Origin of the sequence: Streptomyces sp. NPDC097617, from assembly GCF_044761485.1 — a bacterium.
Lineage (GTDB): Bacteria > Actinomycetota > Actinomycetes > Streptomycetales > Streptomycetaceae > Streptomyces.
In genome coordinates this window covers 26253-46541 of sequence record NZ_JBIWCL010000028.1, presented here as the reverse complement: position 1 = coordinate 46541, position 20289 = coordinate 26253, and the positions used below count along the sequence as shown (strand labels likewise).

General features: G+C 73.6%; 13 protein-coding genes. 4 read left to right on the top strand and 9 right to left on the bottom strand.

All coding sequences use genetic code 11. From position 1 onward, the window contains the following. Positions 1 to 271 precede the first annotated feature (271 nt). Positions 272 to 4183, top strand: coding sequence for a multifunctional oxoglutarate decarboxylase/oxoglutarate dehydrogenase thiamine pyrophosphate-binding subunit/dihydrolipoyllysine-residue succinyltransferase subunit (locus ACIQZO_RS33320; RefSeq protein ID WP_403633555.1), 3912 nt, complete (start codon positions 272 to 274; stop codon positions 4181 to 4183). Positions 4184 to 4251: 68 nt separating this feature from the next. Here the strand turns inward: ACIQZO_RS33320 and ACIQZO_RS33315 are convergent, their stop codons facing one another. Next, complete coding sequence (locus ACIQZO_RS33315) at positions 4252 to 4806, bottom strand: GNAT family N-acetyltransferase (RefSeq protein ID WP_403633552.1); 555 nt, start codon at positions 4804 to 4806, stop codon at positions 4252 to 4254. Positions 4807 to 4816: 10 nt separating this feature from the next. Beyond that, complete coding sequence (locus ACIQZO_RS33310) at positions 4817 to 6067, bottom strand: hypothetical protein (protein WP_403633550.1); 1251 nt, start codon at positions 6065 to 6067, stop codon at positions 4817 to 4819. Positions 6068 to 6256: 189 nt separating this feature from the next. Here ACIQZO_RS33310 and ACIQZO_RS33305 point away from each other — a divergent pair, with 189 nt between their 5' ends. Next, positions 6257 to 6439: a hypothetical protein gene (locus ACIQZO_RS33305; RefSeq protein WP_403633549.1), complete on the top strand. Its 183-nt coding sequence runs from the start codon at positions 6257 to 6259 to the stop codon at positions 6437 to 6439. Further along, complete coding sequence (locus ACIQZO_RS33300) at positions 6432 to 6641, top strand: hypothetical protein (protein WP_403633547.1); 210 nt, start codon at positions 6432 to 6434, stop codon at positions 6639 to 6641. The genes ACIQZO_RS33305 and ACIQZO_RS33300 overlap by 8 nt, the downstream gene beginning before the upstream one ends. Positions 6642 to 7202: 561 nt before the next feature. On the opposite strand, the gene fxsT is transcribed toward ACIQZO_RS33300, so the two are convergent. The 7 genes from fxsT to ACIQZO_RS33265 all read right to left on the bottom strand — a co-directional run bounded on the left by fxsT (position 7203) and on the right by ACIQZO_RS33265 (position 19925). Then, a complete protein-coding gene (gene fxsT / locus ACIQZO_RS33295; RefSeq protein ID WP_403633545.1) occupies positions 7203 to 10265 on the bottom strand; it encodes an FxSxx-COOH system tetratricopeptide repeat protein in 3063 nt (1020 codons plus the stop codon). 63 nt (positions 10266 to 10328) lie between these two features. Further along, positions 10329 to 11585, bottom strand: a complete 1257-nt coding sequence (locus tag ACIQZO_RS33290; RefSeq protein ID WP_403633542.1) for an aKG-HExxH-type peptide beta-hydroxylase — start codon at positions 11583 to 11585, stop codon at positions 10329 to 10331. Beyond that, on the bottom strand, positions 11582 to 12994 hold the full coding sequence (locus tag ACIQZO_RS33285; protein ID WP_403633540.1) for an FxsB family cyclophane-forming radical SAM/SPASM peptide maturase: 1413 nt from the start codon (positions 12992 to 12994) through the stop codon (positions 11582 to 11584). Before ACIQZO_RS33285 ends, ACIQZO_RS33290 begins: the two co-directional genes overlap by 4 nt. Positions 12995 to 13132: 138 nt before the next feature. Then, positions 13133 to 13327 (bottom strand): FxSxx-COOH cyclophane-containing RiPP peptide, encoded by a 195-nt coding sequence (fxsA, locus tag ACIQZO_RS33280; RefSeq protein WP_403633537.1) that lies wholly within the window; start codon positions 13325 to 13327, stop codon positions 13133 to 13135. A gap of 99 nt (positions 13328 to 13426) precedes the next feature. Further along, positions 13427 to 16714, bottom strand: coding sequence for an SAV_2336 N-terminal domain-related protein (locus ACIQZO_RS33275; RefSeq protein WP_403633535.1), 3288 nt, complete (start codon positions 16712 to 16714; stop codon positions 13427 to 13429). Between the two features lie 6 nt (positions 16715 to 16720). Next, positions 16721 to 17770, bottom strand: a complete 1050-nt coding sequence (locus tag ACIQZO_RS33270) for an AAA family ATPase (RefSeq protein WP_403633532.1) — start codon at positions 17768 to 17770, stop codon at positions 16721 to 16723. Between the two features lie 40 nt (positions 17771 to 17810). Then, a complete protein-coding gene (locus ACIQZO_RS33265; RefSeq protein ID WP_403633530.1) occupies positions 17811 to 19925 on the bottom strand; it encodes a trypsin-like peptidase domain-containing protein in 2115 nt (704 codons plus the stop codon). A gap of 129 nt (positions 19926 to 20054) precedes the next feature. Between ACIQZO_RS33265 and ACIQZO_RS33260 the strand changes: the two genes are divergently transcribed. Further along, on the top strand, positions 20055 to 20249 hold the full coding sequence (locus ACIQZO_RS33260) for a DUF6104 family protein (RefSeq protein WP_403633528.1): 195 nt from the start codon (positions 20055 to 20057) through the stop codon (positions 20247 to 20249). The last annotated feature ends 40 nt before the right edge of the window (positions 20250 to 20289 follow it).

The window sequence follows — 20289 nt, the reverse complement described above, 5'->3', positions numbered from 1 at the left end:
GTGCCGGGTTGACGTAGGGTTCGAGTGGGAAGGACATGATCTCGGCCACACGTACCCGGGGTCCGTCAGGGGTGCGAAGCCAAGGGGGCCGCAACCTCGGTGCCGCCTACCCGAACCAGGCTGGTTTCCCGCCATTCCACGTCATGAAACCCGCCGTTCGGTGTGACCTGCACGACGTAAGTCCCGCCCGGCCTGCATGCAGCGGTCGAGGAGGCGTAGCCTTTATTCCCGCTGTCCATACCTTGTGAAGCGGAAGAGGGCGGTTGCCGCCGTGTCGCCACAGTCCCCCAGTAACTCGAGCACCACGACCGAAGCAGCAGAGGGCGGGAAGAACCCTGCCTCAGGCTTCGGTGCCAATGAGTGGCTCGTCGACGAGATCTATCAGCAGTACCTCCAGGACCCGAATTCGGTCGACCGGGCCTGGTGGGACTTCTTCGCCGACTACAAGCCGGGTGGCGCTGTCACTCCGGTGAAGTCGGACGGTCCCGCAAAGCCCGCGACGACGGACGGCGCCTCCGCACAGGCCGCCACCACCGTCGCCCCGGCGCCCCAGGTCACCGACGCCGCCGTCACGGGGGCGGCGCGCGCCGCAGCCCCTGCTGCCCAGACTCCCGGTGCGGGCCCCGGCTCCCCTGGAGCGGCTGCCGCCGCGCCCGCTTCTGCGCCTGTGCCAGCCCCTGCCCCTGCTCCTGCCACCCCCTCTGGTGCCCCTGCTGTGACTGTCACCTCCCAGGCCCCGGCCGCCGCACCGGCCGCGCCCGCCCCCTCCGCCGTAGCCCCCCAGAAGCCCGCGCCCGCCACCGAGGCCCCCACGGGCCCCGAGCTGGTGACGCTCCGCGGCCCGGCGGCTGCCGTTGCCAAGAACATGAACGCCTCCCTCGACATGCCGACGGCCACCTCCGTCCGCGCGGTCCCGGTGAAGCTGCTGTTCGACAACCGCATCGTCATCAACAACCACCTCAAGCGCGCCCGGGGCGGGAAGATCTCCTTCACGCACCTGATCGGCTACGCGATGGTGCAGGCGATCAAGGCCATGCCGGCCATGAACTACTCCTTCGCGGAGAAGGACGGCAAGCCGACCCTGGTCAAGCCGGAGCACATCAACTTCGGTCTCGCGATCGACCTGGTGAAGCCCAACGGCGACCGCCAGCTCGTCGTCGCCGGCATCAAGAAGGCCGAGACCCTCAACTTCTTCGAGTTCTGGCAGGCCTACGAGGACATCGTCCGCCGCGCCCGTGTCGGCAAGCTGACGATGGACGACTTCACCGGCGTCACCGTCTCGCTGACCAACCCCGGCGGCCTGGGCACCGTGCACTCCGTGCCCCGCCTGATGCCCGGACAGTCGGTCATCATGGGCGTCGGCTCCATGGACTACCCCGCCGAGTTCCAGGGCACCTCGCAGGACACCCTGAACAAGCTGGGCATCTCCAAGGTCATGACCCTGACCTCGACCTACGACCACCGGGTCATCCAGGGCGCGGCCTCCGGCGAGTTCCTGCGCATCGTCGCGAACCTGCTGCTCGGCGAGGACGGCTTCTACGACGCCGTCTTCGAGTCGCTGCGCATCCCGTACGAGCCCGTCCGCTGGAACCGGGACATCGACGCCTCGCACGACGACGACGTCACGAAGGCCGCCCGCGTCTTCGAGCTGATCCACTCCTACCGGGTCCGCGGCCACGTCATGGCCGACACCGACCCGCTGGAGTACAAGCAGCGCAAGCACCCCGACCTCGACATCACCGAGCACGGCCTCACCCTGTGGGACCTGGAGCGCGAGTTCGCGGTCGGCGGCTTCTCCGGCAAGTCGATGATGAAGCTCCGCGACATCCTCGGCGTGCTGCGCGACTCGTACTGCCGCACCACCGGCGTCGAGTTCATGCACATCCAGGACCCGAAGCAGCGCCGCTGGATCCAGGACCGCATCGAGCGCCCGCACTCCAAGCCGGAGCGTGAGGAGCAGTTGCGCATCCTGCGCCGGCTGAACGCGGCGGAGGCATTCGAGACCTTCCTGCAGACGAAGTACGTCGGCCAGAAGCGGTTCTCCCTGGAGGGCGGCGAGTCCGTCATCCCGCTGCTCGACGCCGTCATCGACTCGGCCGCCGAGGCCCGCCTCGAAGAGGTCGCGATCGGCATGGCCCACCGCGGCCGCCTGAACGTCCTGGCGAACATCGTCGGCAAGTCGTACGCGCAGATCTTCCGCGAGTTCGAGGGCAACCTCGACCCGAAGTCCATGCACGGCTCGGGCGACGTCAAGTACCACCTGGGCGCCGAGGGCACCTTCACGGGCCTGGACGGCGAGCAGATCAAGGTCTCGCTCGTCGCGAACCCCTCGCACCTGGAGGCGGTGGACCCGGTCCTGGAGGGCGTGGTCCGCGCCAAGCAGGACGTCATCAACAAGGGCGGCACGGACTTCACGGTCCTGCCCCTCGCGCTCCACGGCGACGCGGCCTTCGCCGGCCAGGGCGTCGTCGCCGAGACGCTGAACATGTCGCAGCTGCGCGGCTACCGCACCGGCGGCACCGTGCACGTGGTCATCAACAACCAGGTCGGCTTCACCGCCGCCCCGGAGTCCTCGCGTTCCTCGATGTACGCGACCGACGTGGCCCGCATGATCGAGGCGCCGATCTTCCACGTGAACGGCGACGACCCGGAGGCCGTGGTGCGCGTCGCGCGCCTCGCGTTCGAGTTCCGCCAGGCGTTCAACAAGGACGTCGTCATCGACCTCATCTGCTACCGCCGCCGCGGTCACAACGAGTCGGACAACCCGGCGTTCACGCAGCCGCTGATGTACGACCTGATCGACAAGAAGCGCTCGGTGCGCAAGCTCTACACCGAGTCCCTCATCGGTCGCGGCGACATCACGCTGGAAGAGGCCGAGCAGGCGCTCCAGGACTTCCAGGGCCAGCTGGAGAAGGTCTTCGCGGAGGTCCGCGAGGCCGCCACGCAGCCCGCCGTCGCGGCGCCCTCCCCGACCCCGCAGCCCGACTTCCCGGTCGCCGTCAACACCGCGATCTCCCAGGACGTCGTCAAGCGCATCGCCGAGTCCCAGGTCACCATCCCCGAGGGCGTCACCGTCCACCCGCGTCTGCTGCCGCAGCTGCAGCGCCGCGCGTCGATGATCGACGAGGGCACCATCGACTGGGGCATGGGCGAGACCCTCGCCTTCGGCTCGCTGCTGATGGAGGGCACCCCGGTCCGGCTGTCCGGCCAGGACTCCCGCCGCGGCACCTTCGGCCAGCGCCACGCGGTCCTCATCGACCGGGAGACGGGCGAGGACTACACGCCGCTCCTCTACCTGTCGGACGACCAGGCCCGCTACAACGTCTACGACTCGCTGCTCTCCGAGTACGCGGCCATGGGCTTCGAGTACGGCTACTCGCTGGCCCGCCCGGACGCGCTGGTCCTCTGGGAGGCCCAGTTCGGTGACTTCGTCAACGGCGCGCAGACCGTCGTCGACGAGTTCATCTCCTCGGCCGAGCAGAAGTGGGGCCAGACCTCCGGCGTCACGCTGCTCCTCCCGCACGGCTACGAGGGCCAGGGCCCGGACCACTCGTCCGCGCGTCCCGAGCGCTTCCTCCAGATGTGCGCGCAGGACAACATGACGGTGGCCATGCCCACCCTGCCCTCCAACTACTTCCACCTCCTGCGGTGGCAGGTCCACAACCCGCACCACAAGCCGCTCATCGTCTTCACCCCGAAGTCGATGCTGCGTCTGAAGGCGGCGGCTTCGAAGGCGGAGGAGTTCACCACCGGAGCGTTCCGTCCGGTCATCGCTGACAGCACGGTGGACGCGAACGCGGTCCGCAAGGTCGTCTTCTGCGCCGGCAAGGTCTACTACGACCTGGAGGCCGAGCGCGAGAAGCGCGGCGTCACCGACACCGCGATCATCCGCATCGAGCGGCTGTACCCGCTGGCCGGCGCGGAGATCCAGGCGGAGATCGCCAAGTTCCCGAACGCGGCGAAGTACATCTGGGCGCAGGAGGAGCCGGCGAACCAGGGTGCGTGGCCGTTCATCGCGCTGAACCTGATCGACCACCTCGACCTGGCGGTCGGCGCGGACGTCCCGGCGGGCGAGCGCCTGCGGCGCATCTCGCGCCCGCACGGCTCGTCCCCGGCGGTGGGCTCCGCGAAGCGCCACCAGGCGGAGCAGCAGCTCCTGCTGAACGAGGTCTTCGAGGCGTAAGCCTCACGACTCGCGGAAGGCCCGGCCCCCTCGGGGGCCGGGCCTTCCGGCTTTTCGCGGCGAGCCGGTCAGCGAAGTTCCAGCAACATCACGTCGTGCAGGTCCGCACCGCCCCAAGGGCGCGCATCGCCGACCTTCCGATACCCCCAAGCCCGATAGGCGGCCACAGCCGCCGTGCCTTCCGGGTGAACGTTGAGCAGCACCCGCTCGGCGTCGATTCCGTCGAGCAGGGTGTCGTGCAGCCGTCGGGCAATGCCCCGCCTGCGCCACGGGCGACGCACAGCGAGTTCCATCAGACCGAAGGTCCGCCGACCGTCCTCCCTACTCATCTCCTCGGTCACGGGCTCGGTCAACTGCCCCCACCAGCTCGTCCGCGGCCCGATCGGATAGCCGTACGTGATGCCGACGGGCTCGCCGCCCGAACCGCGCGCCAGAGCGCCCCGGAAGGTGGCCTTACAGGTCTGCGATCGAAACCGGCGGAACGCGGCCGACACGTCGTCCTCGCTCTCGTTGTAAGGCGGCTCGGCGAACGCCTCGGCGTAGACCACTCGAAAGGCACCCTCGACCTCCGCGGCACCCGGCCCGTCCAGCCGTTCGACCCACACTTCCTCTGGCTCAGTCATAAGCCCCCTCTCACACGGTCTCGTGAATGCGCGCTACGCATGCGCGCGCAGTTGAACTGTCGACCGCCCGGGCCGCTTTCTTGAAGTCGCGCACCTTGCCGTGGAGACGGGGCGACGCGATACCGCCCCAGGTATCGAGCACGGTGTTCACTTCGGCGCACGCCTCCTCAACCTCCCCGGCGGCCAGCAGCACATCGGCGAGCTTGACGCGGTACAAGGCGCTGTTCCGCGCCAGCCCATTCCCGATGCTGCGCAGCCCCGCCCGCAGGAACGGCACTGCGCGCTTGGGCTGAGCAGCGCGCACGTACATGTCCGCCGTCGCGTAATCGACCTCGAACGGCCCCACGAACCGTGCCCAGTTCGGCACATCCGCATCGGAGTCCGCGCGCCCCTGGTAGGTAACCGCCCGGGTCAGGGCGCGACGCGCACTCGACAGATCCCCTGTGTGCGTGGCGACGTTGGCATCACGTAGCGCGATCACAAGGTGAACCGTCGGGCCAGCACCCGCTCGACTCGCAAGCTGGTAGGCGTTCTCGACCGCGCTCGCCGCTTCCCACGACCGGTCTGCCTTGACCGCGAGAAGCACGAAGGTTTCCAACACGGAAACCTGTAGCAGTGGGTTGTCGACGAACTGCGCAGCGGCGAGGGCTTCCAAGCAGGCGCCACGTCCTTCAGCGATGCGTCCGCCGTCGTAGCCGTACCAGGCACGATGCCCGTGGAGCTCGGCGAGCATCGTTTGTAGCTCCCGACCGACGCGCGACGTGTACGAGGCGCTCCCGAGAACACTCGTGATCTCTCGCTCGATGCGTCCGGCCTCGGCCCCTGCGGGCACGCTGCCCGCCGTGTGGTCCGTCTGGTAGAGCCCGTCGAGTCGTTCCCTCAGCCGTCCGAGATCGGCTGTACCGACGCGGGGCCCTGGTGCGGCCGGAATCAGAGCCGCCGCGGCGAGGGCACCCGCGTCCGCGACGAAGGTTCTCCTCTTCACCCCTCCAGCGTCGCTGATCGGCACCGCGACCGTCTCACGGTGCGCGGGCACGTTGAACCCCATCTCCCGGAGTGGTACGCCGAAGAGCGCTTCGAGGACGGCCTGCTGCCCCGGATGCGGTAACGGCGGGGGCGTCTCGCGCTCCCACCGCCGCAATTGCCGGGCGCTCACCGCAGCGGCGATGCCGAGGCGAACGGATTCCTGCCGGAACACCTCGACGAATGACTCCTGCGTGTAGCCGGCGGCTTGCCGCAAGCGTGCCAGCCCGTCCCTCATGTGGCCCCCTCGTGGCTGCGGATCCATGACCTCACCGTAGTGATCCGGCCTCGGACACGGGCGGGAAAACGTCCGCCCGAATGTCCGGTCCACAGCAGCCCGTGGTGCCCCCTAAAGCGGTCCACTGGGGACAAGCCGAATTCACAACATCCCTGAGCTGCGGGAGTGCGCATGCCCATGACTATTCGCGTGTACGACATCAGCACCCGGACGGGAAAGATCGTCCACGAACACGCCGAAGTGGTCGTAGCCTCCCAGGTTCGCGACAGCCCGCCCATCCCGAGGCTTGAGCTCAGCGAGGATCTCCTCGACCGCGCGCTCGTCGGCTGGGAGCGTTTCGTCTCCTCCTTCGAGGGATCCCTCGATGACTGACCGGTACGAGTACGTCCCGCATCGCTTGCTGCGCCGTCGTGTGCGAGATATCGCGTCCGGCGCCGAAGGAGTCCTGATGGCCGTGATCAATGAGGACGTGTCGGACTCCGTCCACCAACACTGGATCGAACTCGCCTACATCCGAGCCGCGTCCGGCCGCGAGTTCACCACTGCAGTCGGCAACGTCGAGCCGGCCGAATGACCCACCCCATCCGACGGCCCAAGACGGGCTGGAGACGCTGAGACGTAAGGAGCGCGTAGCGATGGGACGCGCTCCCCCGACCCGGAGAGCCGGCCCCATGGGCCCCGTCTCGGGAACGAGCCCCACGCCCGATCTCGCTGGAGGTCTCTGACGTCCCCGTCCCTGGAACAGAACGCCCGGCCCGTTCCTTTGGGGATTTTCCCGCAGTCTTCGGATTTCCGGGGCGGGTCGGTCGGTCAAGGGTGGCCGAAGGCCATCACGCAGTGACGCGACGAAGGTGCGCCCTTGAGGGACCGGCACGACCGGACAGACGATGAGGCTGACGGGAAACCCCGTACGCCTCCCCGATGGCGCCCGAGCGGCTCCCGCCCACCGGATCCGGCCGCGCGAACGGGCCCGGCCGGGCGGAGTTCACCGGCACCGACCCCGCCCGGCAAGCCTTCGGCCCCACCCTGGCTCCGAGGGCGGCGGGTGGGCAGCCGCCGCCGCGGAGTGGTGGCGCCCAGGGGGTGGAGGCCCCGCGCGCGTGGGCCCCGTACCCCAGGGCTCCGCACGGGCCCACTACGGCTGGGGTTCGAAGTCCCAGTACGGCCTCGTCTGTTGTTTCGCCGAAATCGTGTGGACGTGTTGGGGGCCCAGGGTGCGGGTGAGGCCCTTGATGCCCGCGTCCTCGTGTTTCGCCGCCTCCTCGTGTTCCCGTACCGACCGGAGGTCCGCCGCCAGGGCGATCTGGGCGCTCAGGGACATCGGGTGGTCCGGGCCGAGCACCTGCTCGGCCGTGCGCAGCGTGTCCCGGCTGAGGTCCAGCGCGTCCTCCAGCCGCCCCGTGATGTTGCGGTGCCCGGTGGCGTTCAGGGCGCAGCCCAGAGTCCACGGGTGCCGGTCGCCGAGTGCGCCCCGCATACCCACCAGCGCCTGCTCCGCGAGGGAGAGGGCCGCCGCGCGTTCGCCCTGCGCCCGCAGGACGAGGCCGAGGTTGCCGACCGTGCCGATGCTGTACGGGTGGGCGAGGCCGAGCTGCGACTGGTAGCCGCGGACCACGTCGTCGGAGATCCGGCGGGCCTCGCCGATGTCCCCGTACTCCCTGAGGTAGGTGGCGTAGTCGGAGGCGACCATCAGGGTCCACGGGTAGTCGACGCCGAAGACCCGGGTGGCCCGCTCCCACACGGTCCGCAGCCGCAGGCCCGCGCCGGGGATGTCGCCGGAGCGGCGCAGGCACATCCCGAGGTTGTGCTCGGCGCGCAGGGTCTGCGGGTGTTCCAGGCCCAGCACCTGGGTGTTGATCTTCACGCCCTGTTCCTGCCGGGTCTGGGCCTCGTGGTAGCGGCCCATCAGCCGCAGCCCCATGGCGCAGGCGATCCCGGAGGACAGGGTGGAGATGTGATGGGTCCGCAGGACCCGTTCGCGGCGGCGCAGGGTGTCCAGGTCGAGGTCGTAGGCGTCCTGGTAGCGGCCGAGCAGGCGGTAGGTGGCGGCCAGGTTGTTCTGGGCGGCGAGGGTGGTGGAGTCGTCCTCGCCGAGGAGTTCGCGGTAGGTGGCCAGGCAGTGCTCGAAGATCTCCCGGGCCGGTTCGAAGCGCGCGATGCACAGCAGGACTCCGCCGTACGAGCTGGTCGCGCGCAGGGTCTCCAGGTCGCGGTCGCCGCGCTCCTCGGTGAGTTGGGCGGCGCGGGAGCGGGTGAGGGTCTCCGCGCGCCGGAACAGGCCGAGGTTGCGCAGGGCTCCGCCGTACTGGTAGCTGAGCTCGCGGACCTTGGGATGGTCCTCGCCGAGCAGCGCCCGCCAGATGAGGTCGGTCTCCTCGGAGAGGCGCAGGCAGGTGCGGTATTCCCCGGCGAGGATCAGGTAGCGCAGGCAGTGCAGCAGGAAGTTCTGGATGCGCGGGTTGCTGCTGGTGAGCACCCCGGAGGTGGCCAGGTGCGGGACGAGTTCGGCGTACCGGGGCCAGAGCCGGGAGTCGGAGGGCCGGCCGGGGTCGGCGGCGGCGAGGACCTGGCGCACGGCGCGGGCCAGGGGTTCGGCCTCCTCCTGGGAGAGGTTCTCGCGGACGATGCCGTGGACCATGCGGTGCAGTTGTACGGTCTCCAGTCCGCCGCCGCCCTCCTCGACGGCCAGGTCGGAGTACTCCAGCCGGACGACGGAGAACTGGACGAGCTTGTTGAGGGCGGCGTTCCACCGGATCTGATCGTTGATCAGACCGGCGAGCTGTTCGGGCACGTCGTCGGCGGGGAACTCACGCAGCAGCCGCAGGGGCACCGGGCCGGGTGCGAAGAAGACGAACAGCCGCAGCAGGGCGAGGGCGTCGGGGAAGTTCTCGCGGACGTTGTTGAGCAGTATGGCGAGGGCGGTGGGGAAGGGCAGGGGGTAGTCCTCGGAGACCGCGACGGCCTGGCGGGAGTCCATCCGGTGCTGGAGCAGGACGAGGTAGTCGCCCACCGGCAGCGGGGAGTCGGCGAGCCAGCCGGCGGTCTGGTCGAGGGCGAGCGGGTAGTCCTCCAGGGCCTCGGCGAGCTGGTCGGCCTCGGCGGCGGTCAGGCGCAGGGCCCGGCGGCGGATGAAGGTGATCGACTCGGGGCGGGCGTAGAGCGGGACCTCGACGAGGCTGGTGTGCCGGGCGGCCCATTCGCGGTTGCGCGAGGTGATGATCACATCGCCGCCGCCGCCGGAGGGCAGCAGGTCGATGAGGTCGTCCGGGTTGTCGCAGCCGTCGAAGACGATCAGCCAGCGGCCGTACGGGTTCCCGCGCCGCAGCGCTTCGAGGACGGCCCGGATCTGCTCGCCGTAGCTGCCGGCGCCGCGCGGCAGCCCGAGCGCCGGGGCCAGGTCGGCGAGGCGCTCGCGCAGGGTCGGCCGGTCCTCGGCGGGGACCCACCACACCACGTCGTACTCGGAGGCGAAGCGGTAGGCGTACTCGGTGGCGACCTGGGTCTTGCCGACGCCGGAGAGCCCGAGCAGGGTGACCGTGGAGGCGCCGGGCGGGGCCTCGGCCAGCGCCTCGCGCAGGGTGCCGATGACGTCGTTGCGGCCGGTGAAACGCGGGTTGCGGCGCGGGACCCGGCCCCAGATCTCCGGCGGGTCGTTGGGGAAGCGCGGCCCGCGGCGGCCGGTCTCGGTGCCGATCCGGTCGGTGGGCAGCTCCAGGCGGCGCAGCACCCGGTACTCGGCCTCGTACGCGTCCAGGCCCCACAGGTCGGTCTTCTCCAGTACGGCGACGGCGCTGGGCAGCGGGGCGTCGGTGAGGCAGACCGCGGCGAACCGGTCGGGGTGGCGGTCGGTGACCGCGCGCAGGGCGGTGTTCCACTCCTCCTCGGCGTGGGTGCCGGCGGAGAAGTAGCGCTCGCTGAGGATGAGGAGGACCCGGCTGCCGGAGCGGGCCAGGTCGTCGAGGGCCTGGCCGATGCCGGGGCTGCTCTGCGGGTCCCAGCGCTGGAGGGCGACCCGGTGGCCGTGCTCCTCCAGGCGGTGGGCGATCCACACCGCCCAGGGCCGGTTGAACCCCGCGAAGCTGATGACGAATCGCTGCGCGTGAGACGGGTGAGGCAGGTGAGGCGGGTACGCCTGCTGGGGTGGCTGGGGCGGCTGCTGCGCCGCCGATTCACGGTCCTGCCGACTACCGGTGGTCATGCGGCCGTCTCCCTGAAATCCGGGCGGTGGACGGGCTTGAAAGGTACCGCAGCGGACGGTCCGTCAGCCTTGTGCGAACGGCGCGAGTTCGGGGTGTGCCTCGCACCAGGCACGGCGTTCGCGGTCGACGGCCCGGCGGGCCGCGGCGTGCTGGTCGCCGGGCGGCGGGAGGTCGTCCATGGCGCGCTCGGCGACGCCCATCGCATCCGTGAACTCCCTTCCCGCGGAGGTCAGTCGCTCGTGCGCCCGCAGGGCGGGCAGGACCGCGGCCACCTGGGCACGGATCCGGGCGTGCTGGGCCCAGGCGCCGCGGGCCCCGTAGAGGGCGGCGCGCTGCCAGTACCCGGCGAGGGCCAGGTGGGCGTAGGCGCCGTGCAGCAGCCCCTCCAGGGGACGTGGGTCACTGCGCCAGGGGGCCCAGTGGCGGGGCGTGTGGTCGGCGGTGTGCAGGGTCAGCACGTCGGCGAGGGCGGTCAGTTTGCCGTGCTGGACCTCGTGGACGAGGGTCGCGGCGAGCGCGGGCGGCGCCTGCGCACGGGCCAGTACGGAGCCTGCGGCAGCGGGGAGGGTGGCGCCGCTGGAGCGGGAGCCTCCGGCCAGCGGTACGACGGAGCGCAGCAGTTGGACGGTCTCCTCCGCGCGGAGGGTGTCGTAGCGCTCGAGCAGGGTGAGCGCGCCGGACCACTGGGTGTCCCAGCGCTTGTGGCCCTTGGGGGTGAGCCGGCGGGCGGGGCGGACCGGGGCGGGCTTCGCCGGGCCGGGCACCCGGTAGGGGTCGAGGTCGTCGAGGGCGGTGCGGCCCCCGGGCAGGGCGTGCAGGGGCACGGTGGCCGGGTCGTCGGGGTCCCAGGAGTACTGGGTGAGGGCGAGCGGGCCGGGGCGGTCCGGGCGCAGCAGTCCGAGGGTCGGCAGGACGAGCCGGCCGTGCAGCGGCCGCAGGGTGTGGGTGAAGGCGATCCCGGCGCGCAGGGCGGCTGCTGCGGCGAGCGCCCCGAGGTGTCCGAGGTCCGCCGGGGGGCCGCACGGGGCGTGCAGCCGGCGCAGGGTCTCCTCGGCCCACACTCCGGTGGCCGGGTAGTGGAGTACGTCGCGCACCGCGCCCGCGTCGTGCCGTTCGGCCTCCTCCAGCAGGGCCCAGGCGTCGGCGGTCTCCCCGGACCGGCCTCCGGGGGCGGCGTCGAGGACGGCCCGCAGCAGGAGCAGGCGCTTGGAGCGGCGTACGTCGCGGACCAGGCGGGTGCCCTCCACGGACGGCTCGGTGGAGGCGAGGGCGCGCAGGGCGGGCGAGGAGACCGTGAAGGCGGTGAGTGCGGTGGTCATGAGGCGACCGCCGGGGGGTGTGCGGGGAGCTCGGCCTCGGGGGGGTTGGTGGAGGCCGGGGCGGCGCGCTGGACGGCGGCGGCGATGTGCCGGATCAGCGGCTGGAGGTCGGCGCAGTACACGGACGGCTGGCGGAAGCCCTCGCCGGCCCGGTAGCGGTGCGGGTAGTGCCCGCCGCCGCACACCTCGACCAGTTCGCAGGCGCGGCACCGGGCGGCGAGCGCGTCCCGCCCGAGCTGGCGGGCGGCCAGTCCGGGGTGGTCGAGGAGCTCGTCGAAGCTGTGGGTGTCCAGGGTCATTCCGGTCGCGGCGGCGCCCTCGTACGCGGATTTCAGCGAATCGGCCTGTTCGATGGAGCCGTCGGTCTCGATCACGGCGGTGGCGGCGGGCGTGAGCCCGAGGGTCTCGGTTGCGGTGGGCAGGCCGAGCAACAGGGCGATGATCTCCTCGAAGAGCCGGATCCGGGTGCGCCGTACGCCGTCGTGCCACCAGCGCTCGAAGACGGCGAGGAGCCAGTCGGCGTACGGGGTCCGGCCCGGATGGTGGCCGGGGGGCGGGTCGCTCCAGTTCGCGAGCGGCAGGAGCAGCCCGATGCTGGGCGGGGCGAAGGAGAGCAGGGACTCGTAGGTCTCCACCGGGTCCTGGGCGAGGTCGACGACGCAGAGCACCCCGGCGTAGCTCTGCGGGTGCCGGGCGAGCAGCCGCAGGCCGCGGGCGGCGGCGCCGAAGCCGGGGCGTCCGGCGTGGTCCACGCGCCGGGCGTTGTGCGCGGGCAGGCCGCCGTCGAGGCTGACGCCGACCCGGATCCCGGCCGCGGCCAGGGCGGCGATGCGGCCGCGGGTGAGGAGGGTGCCGTTGGTCTGGACGGTGGCGGTGACCCGGGTGCGCGGGGCGGCCCCGGCGACGGCGGCCCGTACGGCGTCGACGGGCGCGGCCAGTTGGGCGGGCGAGGTGAGCAGAGGCTCGCCGCCGTGCAGGACGAGGTCGACGCGGGGCAGGTCGTGGGCGGCGGCGTGCTCGGCGATCCGCTGCGCGGCGCGGGCGGCGGTGGCGGGGGTCATGACGGGCGGCTGGTCGCGCCAGCCCTGGTCGGCCATCTCGTAGACGTAGCAGTAGGTGCAGGCGAGGTTGCAGCGGCTGCGGGTCTTGAGGACGAACTGCCGGATGGGATGCGGCCGGTGCCCGGCGGCCCGGGCAGCGGCCACGTCGAGCCGGGTATACGGCCAGGGCGCGTACCGGGCATGCCGCGAGCGCTGCCCGGCAGGGTCGGGGTGCAGCACGGCGGGGTCGGGGTGAGGGCGCTGCCCTGCGGGGTCGGGGGGCCCGGATGCCGCGGCGGATCGGGGCGGGGTGGGGGTGGGGCTGCCGGGCGGGGGCAGCGGGGAGCCGTTCCTGATCGCTCGCCCCATCGCCGCACCTCCTCCCCCGGCCAGCACCGCCCGGGGACACCCCGGCGGACGGTGCATCCCTGCCCTGGGGAAGGTCCCGCCTAACGGCGGAAAGTGGTCAACTCGCTTTCAAGTCGGGGCGGATCAGGCACGGCACGGTCAGGCCACGCTGGAGTCGAAGGCGTTGAGGATCTCCGCGGGATGGCTCACCCGCTCGACCATGCCCTCGATCACCCGGGCGAGCACGGGATGGTCGATCCCGCGCAGCGCCTCCAGGTCCAGCCCGGAGAGATCCGGCAACCGCCCCGGACATCCCGGGGTCGCTGCCTCCACTTCCTGCTGCTTCGTCGCCATGTGCCGCCGGTCCCCCTGTCGCGTCGCACATCGGATGGTCCACTCCCTTTTCCCGCCGACCGGTCCGTGGAAACGGCGGCCCCGGCCCGGTCGGGCGCATCAGAGCCCGGCCTCCAGGGACCGGATCCGCGCCCGGACCGCCTCCGAGCGCCCGGCGGCGCCCTCGCGGGTCCGAGTCCAGAGCTCCAGCGCCGAGCGGTACGCGTCCAGCGCAGCGCGGGGCCGGGCCAGGCGCTCCAGCACGTCCCCGCGCAACTGCTGGACCCGGGCGGCCAGCTGGACGGCGGTGTCCTCACGGTCCTCCACGTCGGCCTCCAGGGCGGCCCGCCAGGCCCGCCGGTAGGAGTCGGCCGCCCGGTCGAGGCGGTCCAGCGCCCGGGTGTGGCCGTGGATCTCCTGCTGGACGTCGCCGTGGTCCCGCCAGGCCCGGGCCTGTTCCAGCGGGCCGCGGCTGTTCCGGACGGCCAGTTCCAGCAGGTACTCGGCCTCCCGCAGGTCCACCGGGTCGCCCTCGTACGTGTGCCGCAGCCGGAGCCCGGTGGCCAGCCGCTGCAGCCGGTGCGCCGCCCCGGGGTCCGACTGCGGGACCGCGGACCGGCTCTCGCGCAGGACGCGTACGGCGGCCCCGGTGAACCGGCGCCCGTCCGCGGCCCGGGCCCGGTCCAGGAGTACGTCGCCCCACTCGGGCAGCAGTTCCGCGAAGGCCTCCGCGTCGCGGGGAATCAGCCGCCGGGCCCGGCCGTACGCCTCGGCGGCGTCCTCCAGGGCCGCCGGGTCGCCGTCCCGCGCGTACCGCTCCCGGTGCACCCGCGCCAGGCACACCAGGGCGGCGACCCGCAGCTCCGGGTCCCCGCCCGGCTCCGCGAGGGCGGCGTCCAGCTGCCCGGCGGCCTCCTCCAGGCGGCCGGGGAGGTGGCGCAGCGCGTCGGCCAGTTCCACCCGTACCCGCGCGCCGCCCGGGGCGGGCCGGGCGGGGGCGGTCGGCCGGGCGGCGAGCGGGGCGGCCAGGGCCGACGCGAGCCGGGCGGCGGCCTGTTCGGCCAGGGCGGTGCGCTCGGCCGGGTTCGCGGTACGCGGCAGCAGGGCCAGCAGGACGCGGCCCAGGGCCAGTTGCAGCTCGGGGTGCGGGGCCGGGGCCGCGCCCGGGCCGCCGTCCCCGGCCCTGCCCCCGGCCCTGTCCCCGGCCCCGCCGGGGTCCGCCGCGCCCGAGGGGTCGGGTGCGGGGCCCGCCAGGGGTTCGAGGGCCGCGCGGGCCTCGCGGAGTGCGCCCGGCTCGTCCCGCAGCACGCTCAGCCGGATCAGGGTCTCGGCCCGCCGCACCGCGCAGTCCCGCCCCAGCTCGGGGTCGGCCGCGGCGCCCGCCGCCGCGAACTCCATGTCCGCCGCGGCCAGCAGCTCCGCGTCCGGTCCGGAGGCCAGCGCCCGCTCGTACAGCACCCGGCCGAGCAGCGCGCCCGCCTGCGGCGTCCCCAGCCCGGTCACCGCCCGCTCCGCCTCGGCGAGGAGCTCCGGGTCCCGCTGGGCCGTCCACAGCCGCAGCAGCGCCCCCGCCAGCTCGGTCTCCGCCTCCTCCGGCGGATCCCCGGGCCCGGCCGGGGCCGTCACCGCGCGCCGCAGGACCGCCACGGCCTCGTACAGGGCCCGGGCGCCGCCGTCCCCGTCGGCGTCGGCGTCCGCGAGCCGGTCCCGGGCGGCGCGCACCGCGCCGGCCCGGGCGGGCATCCGGGCCGGGGCGGGCTCCCGTACGGGCGGGGCCTCCTGCGGCATCCCGGGCAGGTAGCGCCGTACGACTTTGGCCGAAACCTGCGCAAAGGCCTGCGGGAGGCGGCCCTCGGGCGCCCGCTCGCTGTCCTCGGGTCCGGGGTCGGCCACCGCCGGTGGGACTCCGGTCAGCTGGGAGACGGCGAGCGCGGGGAAGTTCCGTACGCCCCGGCCGAAGTGCGCGAGGACGTACTCGGAGCAGTGCTTGAGCACGAGCGCGGCCTCGTCCCGCCCCAGCGGCCCCAGCAGGACGTCCTGCACTCCGGGGACGAACTCGTACCAGTGCCCGTCCCCGTGCCCGCTGCGCCGCAGCAGCCCGCTCAGCAGCACCTCCGCCAGGTCGGAGGGCTCGGAGTCCGGCAGCATCGTGCGCTGCACCAGCTGCATCACGGGCAGGGTCAGGGGTGCCGCCGAGAGGTACACGGCGAGCTGTACGGCCCGGGGCGCGGCCGAGGACCGGAAGCGCGCCACCAGCTCGCGCGGCGGCCGCACGGCCCGCGGCGGCGGCAGGGGCGCGGCCGGATGGCCGGCCAGGACCCGGCCCACCTCGGCCGGTACCGGTCCCGCGGAGAGCCCGGCCAGCAGCCGGGCCCAGGCTCCGAGGGCGGTCGGGCTCGGCGGCAGCACCGGCACGGTCAGCCCGCCCGTGGGCCGTCCGGGCAGCGGCGGCCGGTCGGGCCGGAAGGCGAGCTGCTGCGCGCCGCCCTCCAGCCGGGTGAGCGTGCCCCGCTCGGTGGGCAGCCAGCTGCGCCCCCACAGCCGCTGCGGGAGCGGCTGCACGACCATGCACGGGGTGCACTCGGCCCACCGGTGCAGCAGCCGTTGCGCGGTGCCCTCGCGCCACAGCGGCCCGGCGCAGTCGGAGACCACCATGGTCAGGGCCCGGCCGGTGGGGTCGCGCAGCTGGTCCCCGGAGCGCAGGCCGGAGGCGCGTACGCAGCCGGGTGCGGGGCTGCGCCCGAGGGCGGCCGTGCCGTCGGTGAGGCGGTGCAGGTAGTGCACCTGGACGTCCCGGAAGGCCCCCAACCGCTCGCACACGGAGCGCAGTTCCTCGAACATGTCCTGCCAGACGGCCATCGACGGGGACGCGTCCATCACCAGCCGTACGGTCGCCTCGCGCCGGCTCTCCGGCCGGAGCACCGGGATGACCAGTCCGAGGGTGCGGGCGCTGGCCTCGGCGGTGGCCGTCTCGTCGATGACCAGCCGGGTGGGCGGGCCGGGCGGGCGGTGCCGCTGGAGGGCGCGCAGGGCCCGCTGGATGTCGAGGATGCGGGGCAGCGCGGCGGCTCCCGGCACCCTCACGGGCACTCCGTACTCCTCGGGCGACTCCCCCGCCGGTTGCCCGTCGGAGCCGTCGGCGCGGGCCGCCCCGGGCGCGTACAGCCCGACCGGGTCGTCGGCCTCCGCGTCCGCCCGTACGGGCTCGGCGGACTCGGTGGGCGGCTCCCCGGCCGCGGAGTCCGGGCCGCCGCCCGGCCCCCGGTCGCCCGGGGCGGCCGGCCCGGGCCCGCGGATGTGCCCGGCCAGCCACAGCGCGTCGGCGATCTCCTCGGCGGACGGGTCGAGTCCGGCGGCGCGCAGCAGCGCGGCCAGTTCACGGACGCCGGGCGCGCCGGCGGCTGCCACGGCCGATCACCTGGGACGGTCGAGGCGCTGGATGAGCAGGTCGGCGAGGTCCTCCCGGGTGGGCGGGGCGGCGTAATGGGTCAGGTAGACGGCGTTGAGCAGCTGGTCGGCGGCGACCAGCTCGGTCTGGGAGCGGCTGAGGAACTCGCGGATCAGGTCGGCCCCGAGGCGGGCGGCCTCCTCGCCGAGGTGGGCGCGGACCATGGTCGCGAGCCGCTTCTCGCCGGGCTGCCCGAGCCCCAGCTGGATACAGCGGCGCAGCAGGGCGGCGGGGAAGTCCCGTTCCCCGTTGCTGGTCAGGATGATGAAGGGGAAGGACCGGCAGCGGACGCGGCCGCCGCGGACGGTCACCTTCGTCCCGTCGTCGGTGAGCACCTGCACCTCGGGCTCGGTATCGGCGACCCGTTCCAGCTCGGGGAGGGCGAACTCCCCTTCCTCCAGCACGTTCAGCAGGTCGTTGGGCAGGTCTATGTCGCTCTTGTCGAGCTCGTCGATCAGCAGGACGCGGGGCCGGGCGGTGGGCAGCAGGGCGGTCCCGAGCGGCCCGAGGCGGATGTACTTCCCGATGCCGGGGACCGTGCCGGGGGCGGCCGCGTCTCCGGGGGCGGGTCCGGGGGCGGCCGGACCGCCTCCGCTCGCGGCGATCTGCACGTCCTGGAGCCGGGCCAGGGCGTCGTAGCGGTACAGCCCGTCCTGGAGCACGGTCCTCGACACCACCGGCCAGCGCAGCACCCGCCCCAGCTTCAACTCGTGGGCGACGGCATGCGCGAGGGTGGACTTCCCGGTTCCGGGAAAGCCGGTCACGAGCAGCGGACGCCGCAGGTACAGCGCCGCGTTGATGGCCTCCAGCTCCTCCGGTTCCGGCCGGTGCAGCTCGGCGGCCTGCCGGTGCGCGCCGAGCCGCCGGGCCACGTTGCCGTCGGCGACGCGCGCCGGACCGCCCGGCTCCGCCACCGGACCGCCGTCGAAGTCCCGCCAGGGCGGCGGGTCGGGCAGCGCGTCGATCCCGTCGTGGGGCTCGCCCACCCCGCGGTAAATGAGCCACTCGTCGTTCATGGTGCTCGCTCCCTCCCTCGCGTCGGCCGGGCCGGCCCCGTCACAGGTCGCCCTGCAGCGGCTCTTCCTCGGGCAGCGGCCGCGCCGGGTCCTCCCACACCAGCCCCGCCCCGGTCGCCCAGTAGGCGTCGGGGTCCGCGCCGTACGCACGCCCCCGCAGGGTCTGGAAGCGCAGCGGCAGCACCTCCGCCCGCCCCGCGTCGGCCAGCTCCTCGCGCAGCCCGCGATGGAAGGGCGCGCACGAGGCCCCCGGCTCCGGCGGGGGCCGCCGGGTCACCGCCACCCCGTACCCGGCATCCCGTACCGCGTGCAGCGAACCGAGCGTGGGCTCCTGGTCCGCCGCCCGGCAGTGCACGGGCACGGTGTTGTCGGGGAGGCCGGTCAGCCACTCGGTGGCGGGGGTGCGCGGGCGCCCTCCCGCGCAGTCGGCCCGTTCGTCCTGGAGCGGTCCCGCCTGCACCCGGGCCCAACGGGCGGCGGCGTCGGCGCACTCGCGGTCGGCGGGGTGCTCCCGCGCCCCGCCGGGGTTCGGCCCGCCCTGGCTCGCGCCGGCCGGGTGGCGCAGCACCACCGGCCGCTGCACGCCCAGCGGTACGCCGCCCACCACCACCCACGCGTCCACCGCCAGCCCGAACAGCTCGGGTGCCACGGCCACTTCGAGCAGGGCCGCCGCCTCGTGGGTGTCGCAGCGCCGGAACCCCTCGGCGAGCGGGACCCGCAACGCCTCCGGCAGGCCCGCCAGGGTGAGCCGTACGCCCGAGTCCACCGGCGTCACCCGCCCCGCGTGCGCGGGACCGGCGAGCACGGAGACCCGCCAGTCGTAGACGTCCTCCCAGCCGTGCGCCCACACCTCCAGCAGCACCGAGGCCCCGGACGGCAGCCCGCCGGCCCGCCGGGCGCTCCCGTGCACCGCCCGCCCGGCCGGGGCCCGCCGGCGCCGCTCCCGATCGGCGAGGCCCCGCTCGCGGCGTTCGCCGAGCTCCCTCCGCAGCGGCCGCCACAGTCGCTCGGCCGTGGCCCGCACCCAGTCCCACAGTTCCTCGTCCGCGCCCGGGGTGACGGGCTCGCGGTACTCGGCGACGCTCACGTCCGTCGCGTACCGCAGCATCGCCGCGGCCTCCCCCGTCCCGCCGGGCGGATCGTGCAGCAGCCCGAGCCCGTCGCGCCAGCTCAGCGGGGCGGGGGGCAGCGGGTCCGGCTCCTCGCCGCGCGCCGCCTCGACCAGGGCCCGTACGACCTCGGAGGAACCGGGCGGGGGCAGTTCGGCCAGCAGCCCGCACAGGGTGGTGCGCTCGCCGGGGGTGAGCCGGCCGCGGCCGGCGTACGGGTCGCCCTCCTCGGGCGGGAGCTCGCCGTGCACGTCCGTCCAGGTCCGGCGGTTGTCGAGATCGCTGAGGTGCTGGTCGTAGTGGTACAGGTCGTGCGCCTGCATGATCCGGCGGTACAGCCCGACCTGGCCCCGAGCGGCCATCGGGAGGGTGCGCAGCTGCACGACGGAGACGGCGAGCCCGCCGCCGCCGCTCTGCCTCCGGGCCTTGAGCACGCCGACGACCTCGCCGCGGGCCAGGTCCACGACGGGCCCGCCGGACATGCCCGGCTCGATCTCGTCGTCGTCGCCGAGCCGGATGGCCGCGCCGTTCCCGGCGGTGCCGCGCAGCCGGGTGGTGCGGCCGGTGATCTCGGGGGTGCCGAGGTCCTCGGTGCAGCCGAAGTAGGCGACCTCGTCGAAGCGCGGGCGGGAGCGGTCGGTCAGCCGGACGCAGGCGTGCGAGACGGGCGCCAGCACCCTGACCAGCGCCAGGTCGGGCAGGTCCCACAGCGCGTGCCGTCCGGGACGCCGCTCCTCCAGCCGCTCGGGCAGTACGCACTCCACGCGCCCGGTGACCGTCCCGGTCAGGCTCCCGGCGGAGAAGGTGATGCCGACCTCGCGCCCCGTCAGACGCACCGCAGCACCCCCTTCGCCGACCACGTGCGCGCACGTCAGGACCCACCCGGGAGCGATGAAGAAGCCGCTCCCCCAGGTGGGACCGGTCCGATGACTGCGGGGGTTCTCATACCCTCCCGCAGGGGCGTGAACGCGTACGGTCGCGGCCTGAACGAGAGGCTCGAGGAGCTCGAAGGCGCGCGCGGACCCGGTCGTGCGCCCGTCCGTCATGCGCGCCCCCTGTTTGTCGGGCATCCAGGCTAGACCCGGGAAGGGCGCAGGCGGGAGGTCTCGCCTTAAGGCGGATTATCCTGGCGGGAAACACCCCCTGCACACCCCCATCACGGCACGGAGCCCGACTTGTACTTCACCGATCGCGGCATCGAGGAGCTGGAGAAGAGGCGCGGCGAGGAGGAGGTCACCTTCGAGTGGCTCGCCGAGCAGCTGCGCACCTTCGTCGACCTCAACCCGGACTTCGAGGTCCCGGTGGAACGCCTGGCCACCTGGCTGGCCCGGCTGGACGACGACGAGGACGAGGACGAGGACGACGAGTGATCCCCGGGGGTCCGGGCACCGGCCTTTCGGCCCTGCCCGG

Bases quoted from the DNA above. Each gene is read 5' to 3' on its own strand.
- ACIQZO_RS33315 (WP_403633552.1), bottom strand. From the start codon at position 4,806: ATGACTGAGCCAGAGGAAGTGTGGGTCGAACGGCTGGACGGGCCGGGT.
- ACIQZO_RS33310 (WP_403633550.1), bottom strand. From the start codon at position 6,067: ATGAGGGACGGGCTGGCACGCTTGCGGCAAGCCGCCGGCTACACGCAG.
- fxsA (WP_403633537.1), bottom strand. From the start codon at position 13,327: ATGGCGACGAAGCAGCAGGAAGTGGAGGCAGCGACCCCGGGATGTCCG.
- ACIQZO_RS33300 (WP_403633547.1), top strand. From the start codon at position 6,432: ATGACTGACCGGTACGAGTACGTCCCGCATCGCTTGCTGCGCCGTCGT.
- ACIQZO_RS33270 (WP_403633532.1), bottom strand. From the start codon at position 17,770: ATGAACGACGAGTGGCTCATTTACCGCGGGGTGGGCGAGCCCCACGAC.
- ACIQZO_RS33285 (WP_403633540.1), bottom strand. From the start codon at position 12,994: ATGGGGCGAGCGATCAGGAACGGCTCCCCGCTGCCCCCGCCCGGCAGC.
- ACIQZO_RS33290 (WP_403633542.1), bottom strand. From the start codon at position 11,585: ATGACCACCGCACTCACCGCCTTCACGGTCTCCTCGCCCGCCCTGCGC.
- fxsT (WP_403633545.1), bottom strand. From the start codon at position 10,265: ATGACCACCGGTAGTCGGCAGGACCGTGAATCGGCGGCGCAGCAGCCG.
- ACIQZO_RS33265 (WP_403633530.1), bottom strand. From the start codon at position 19,925: ATGACGGACGGGCGCACGACCGGGTCCGCGCGCGCCTTCGAGCTCCTC.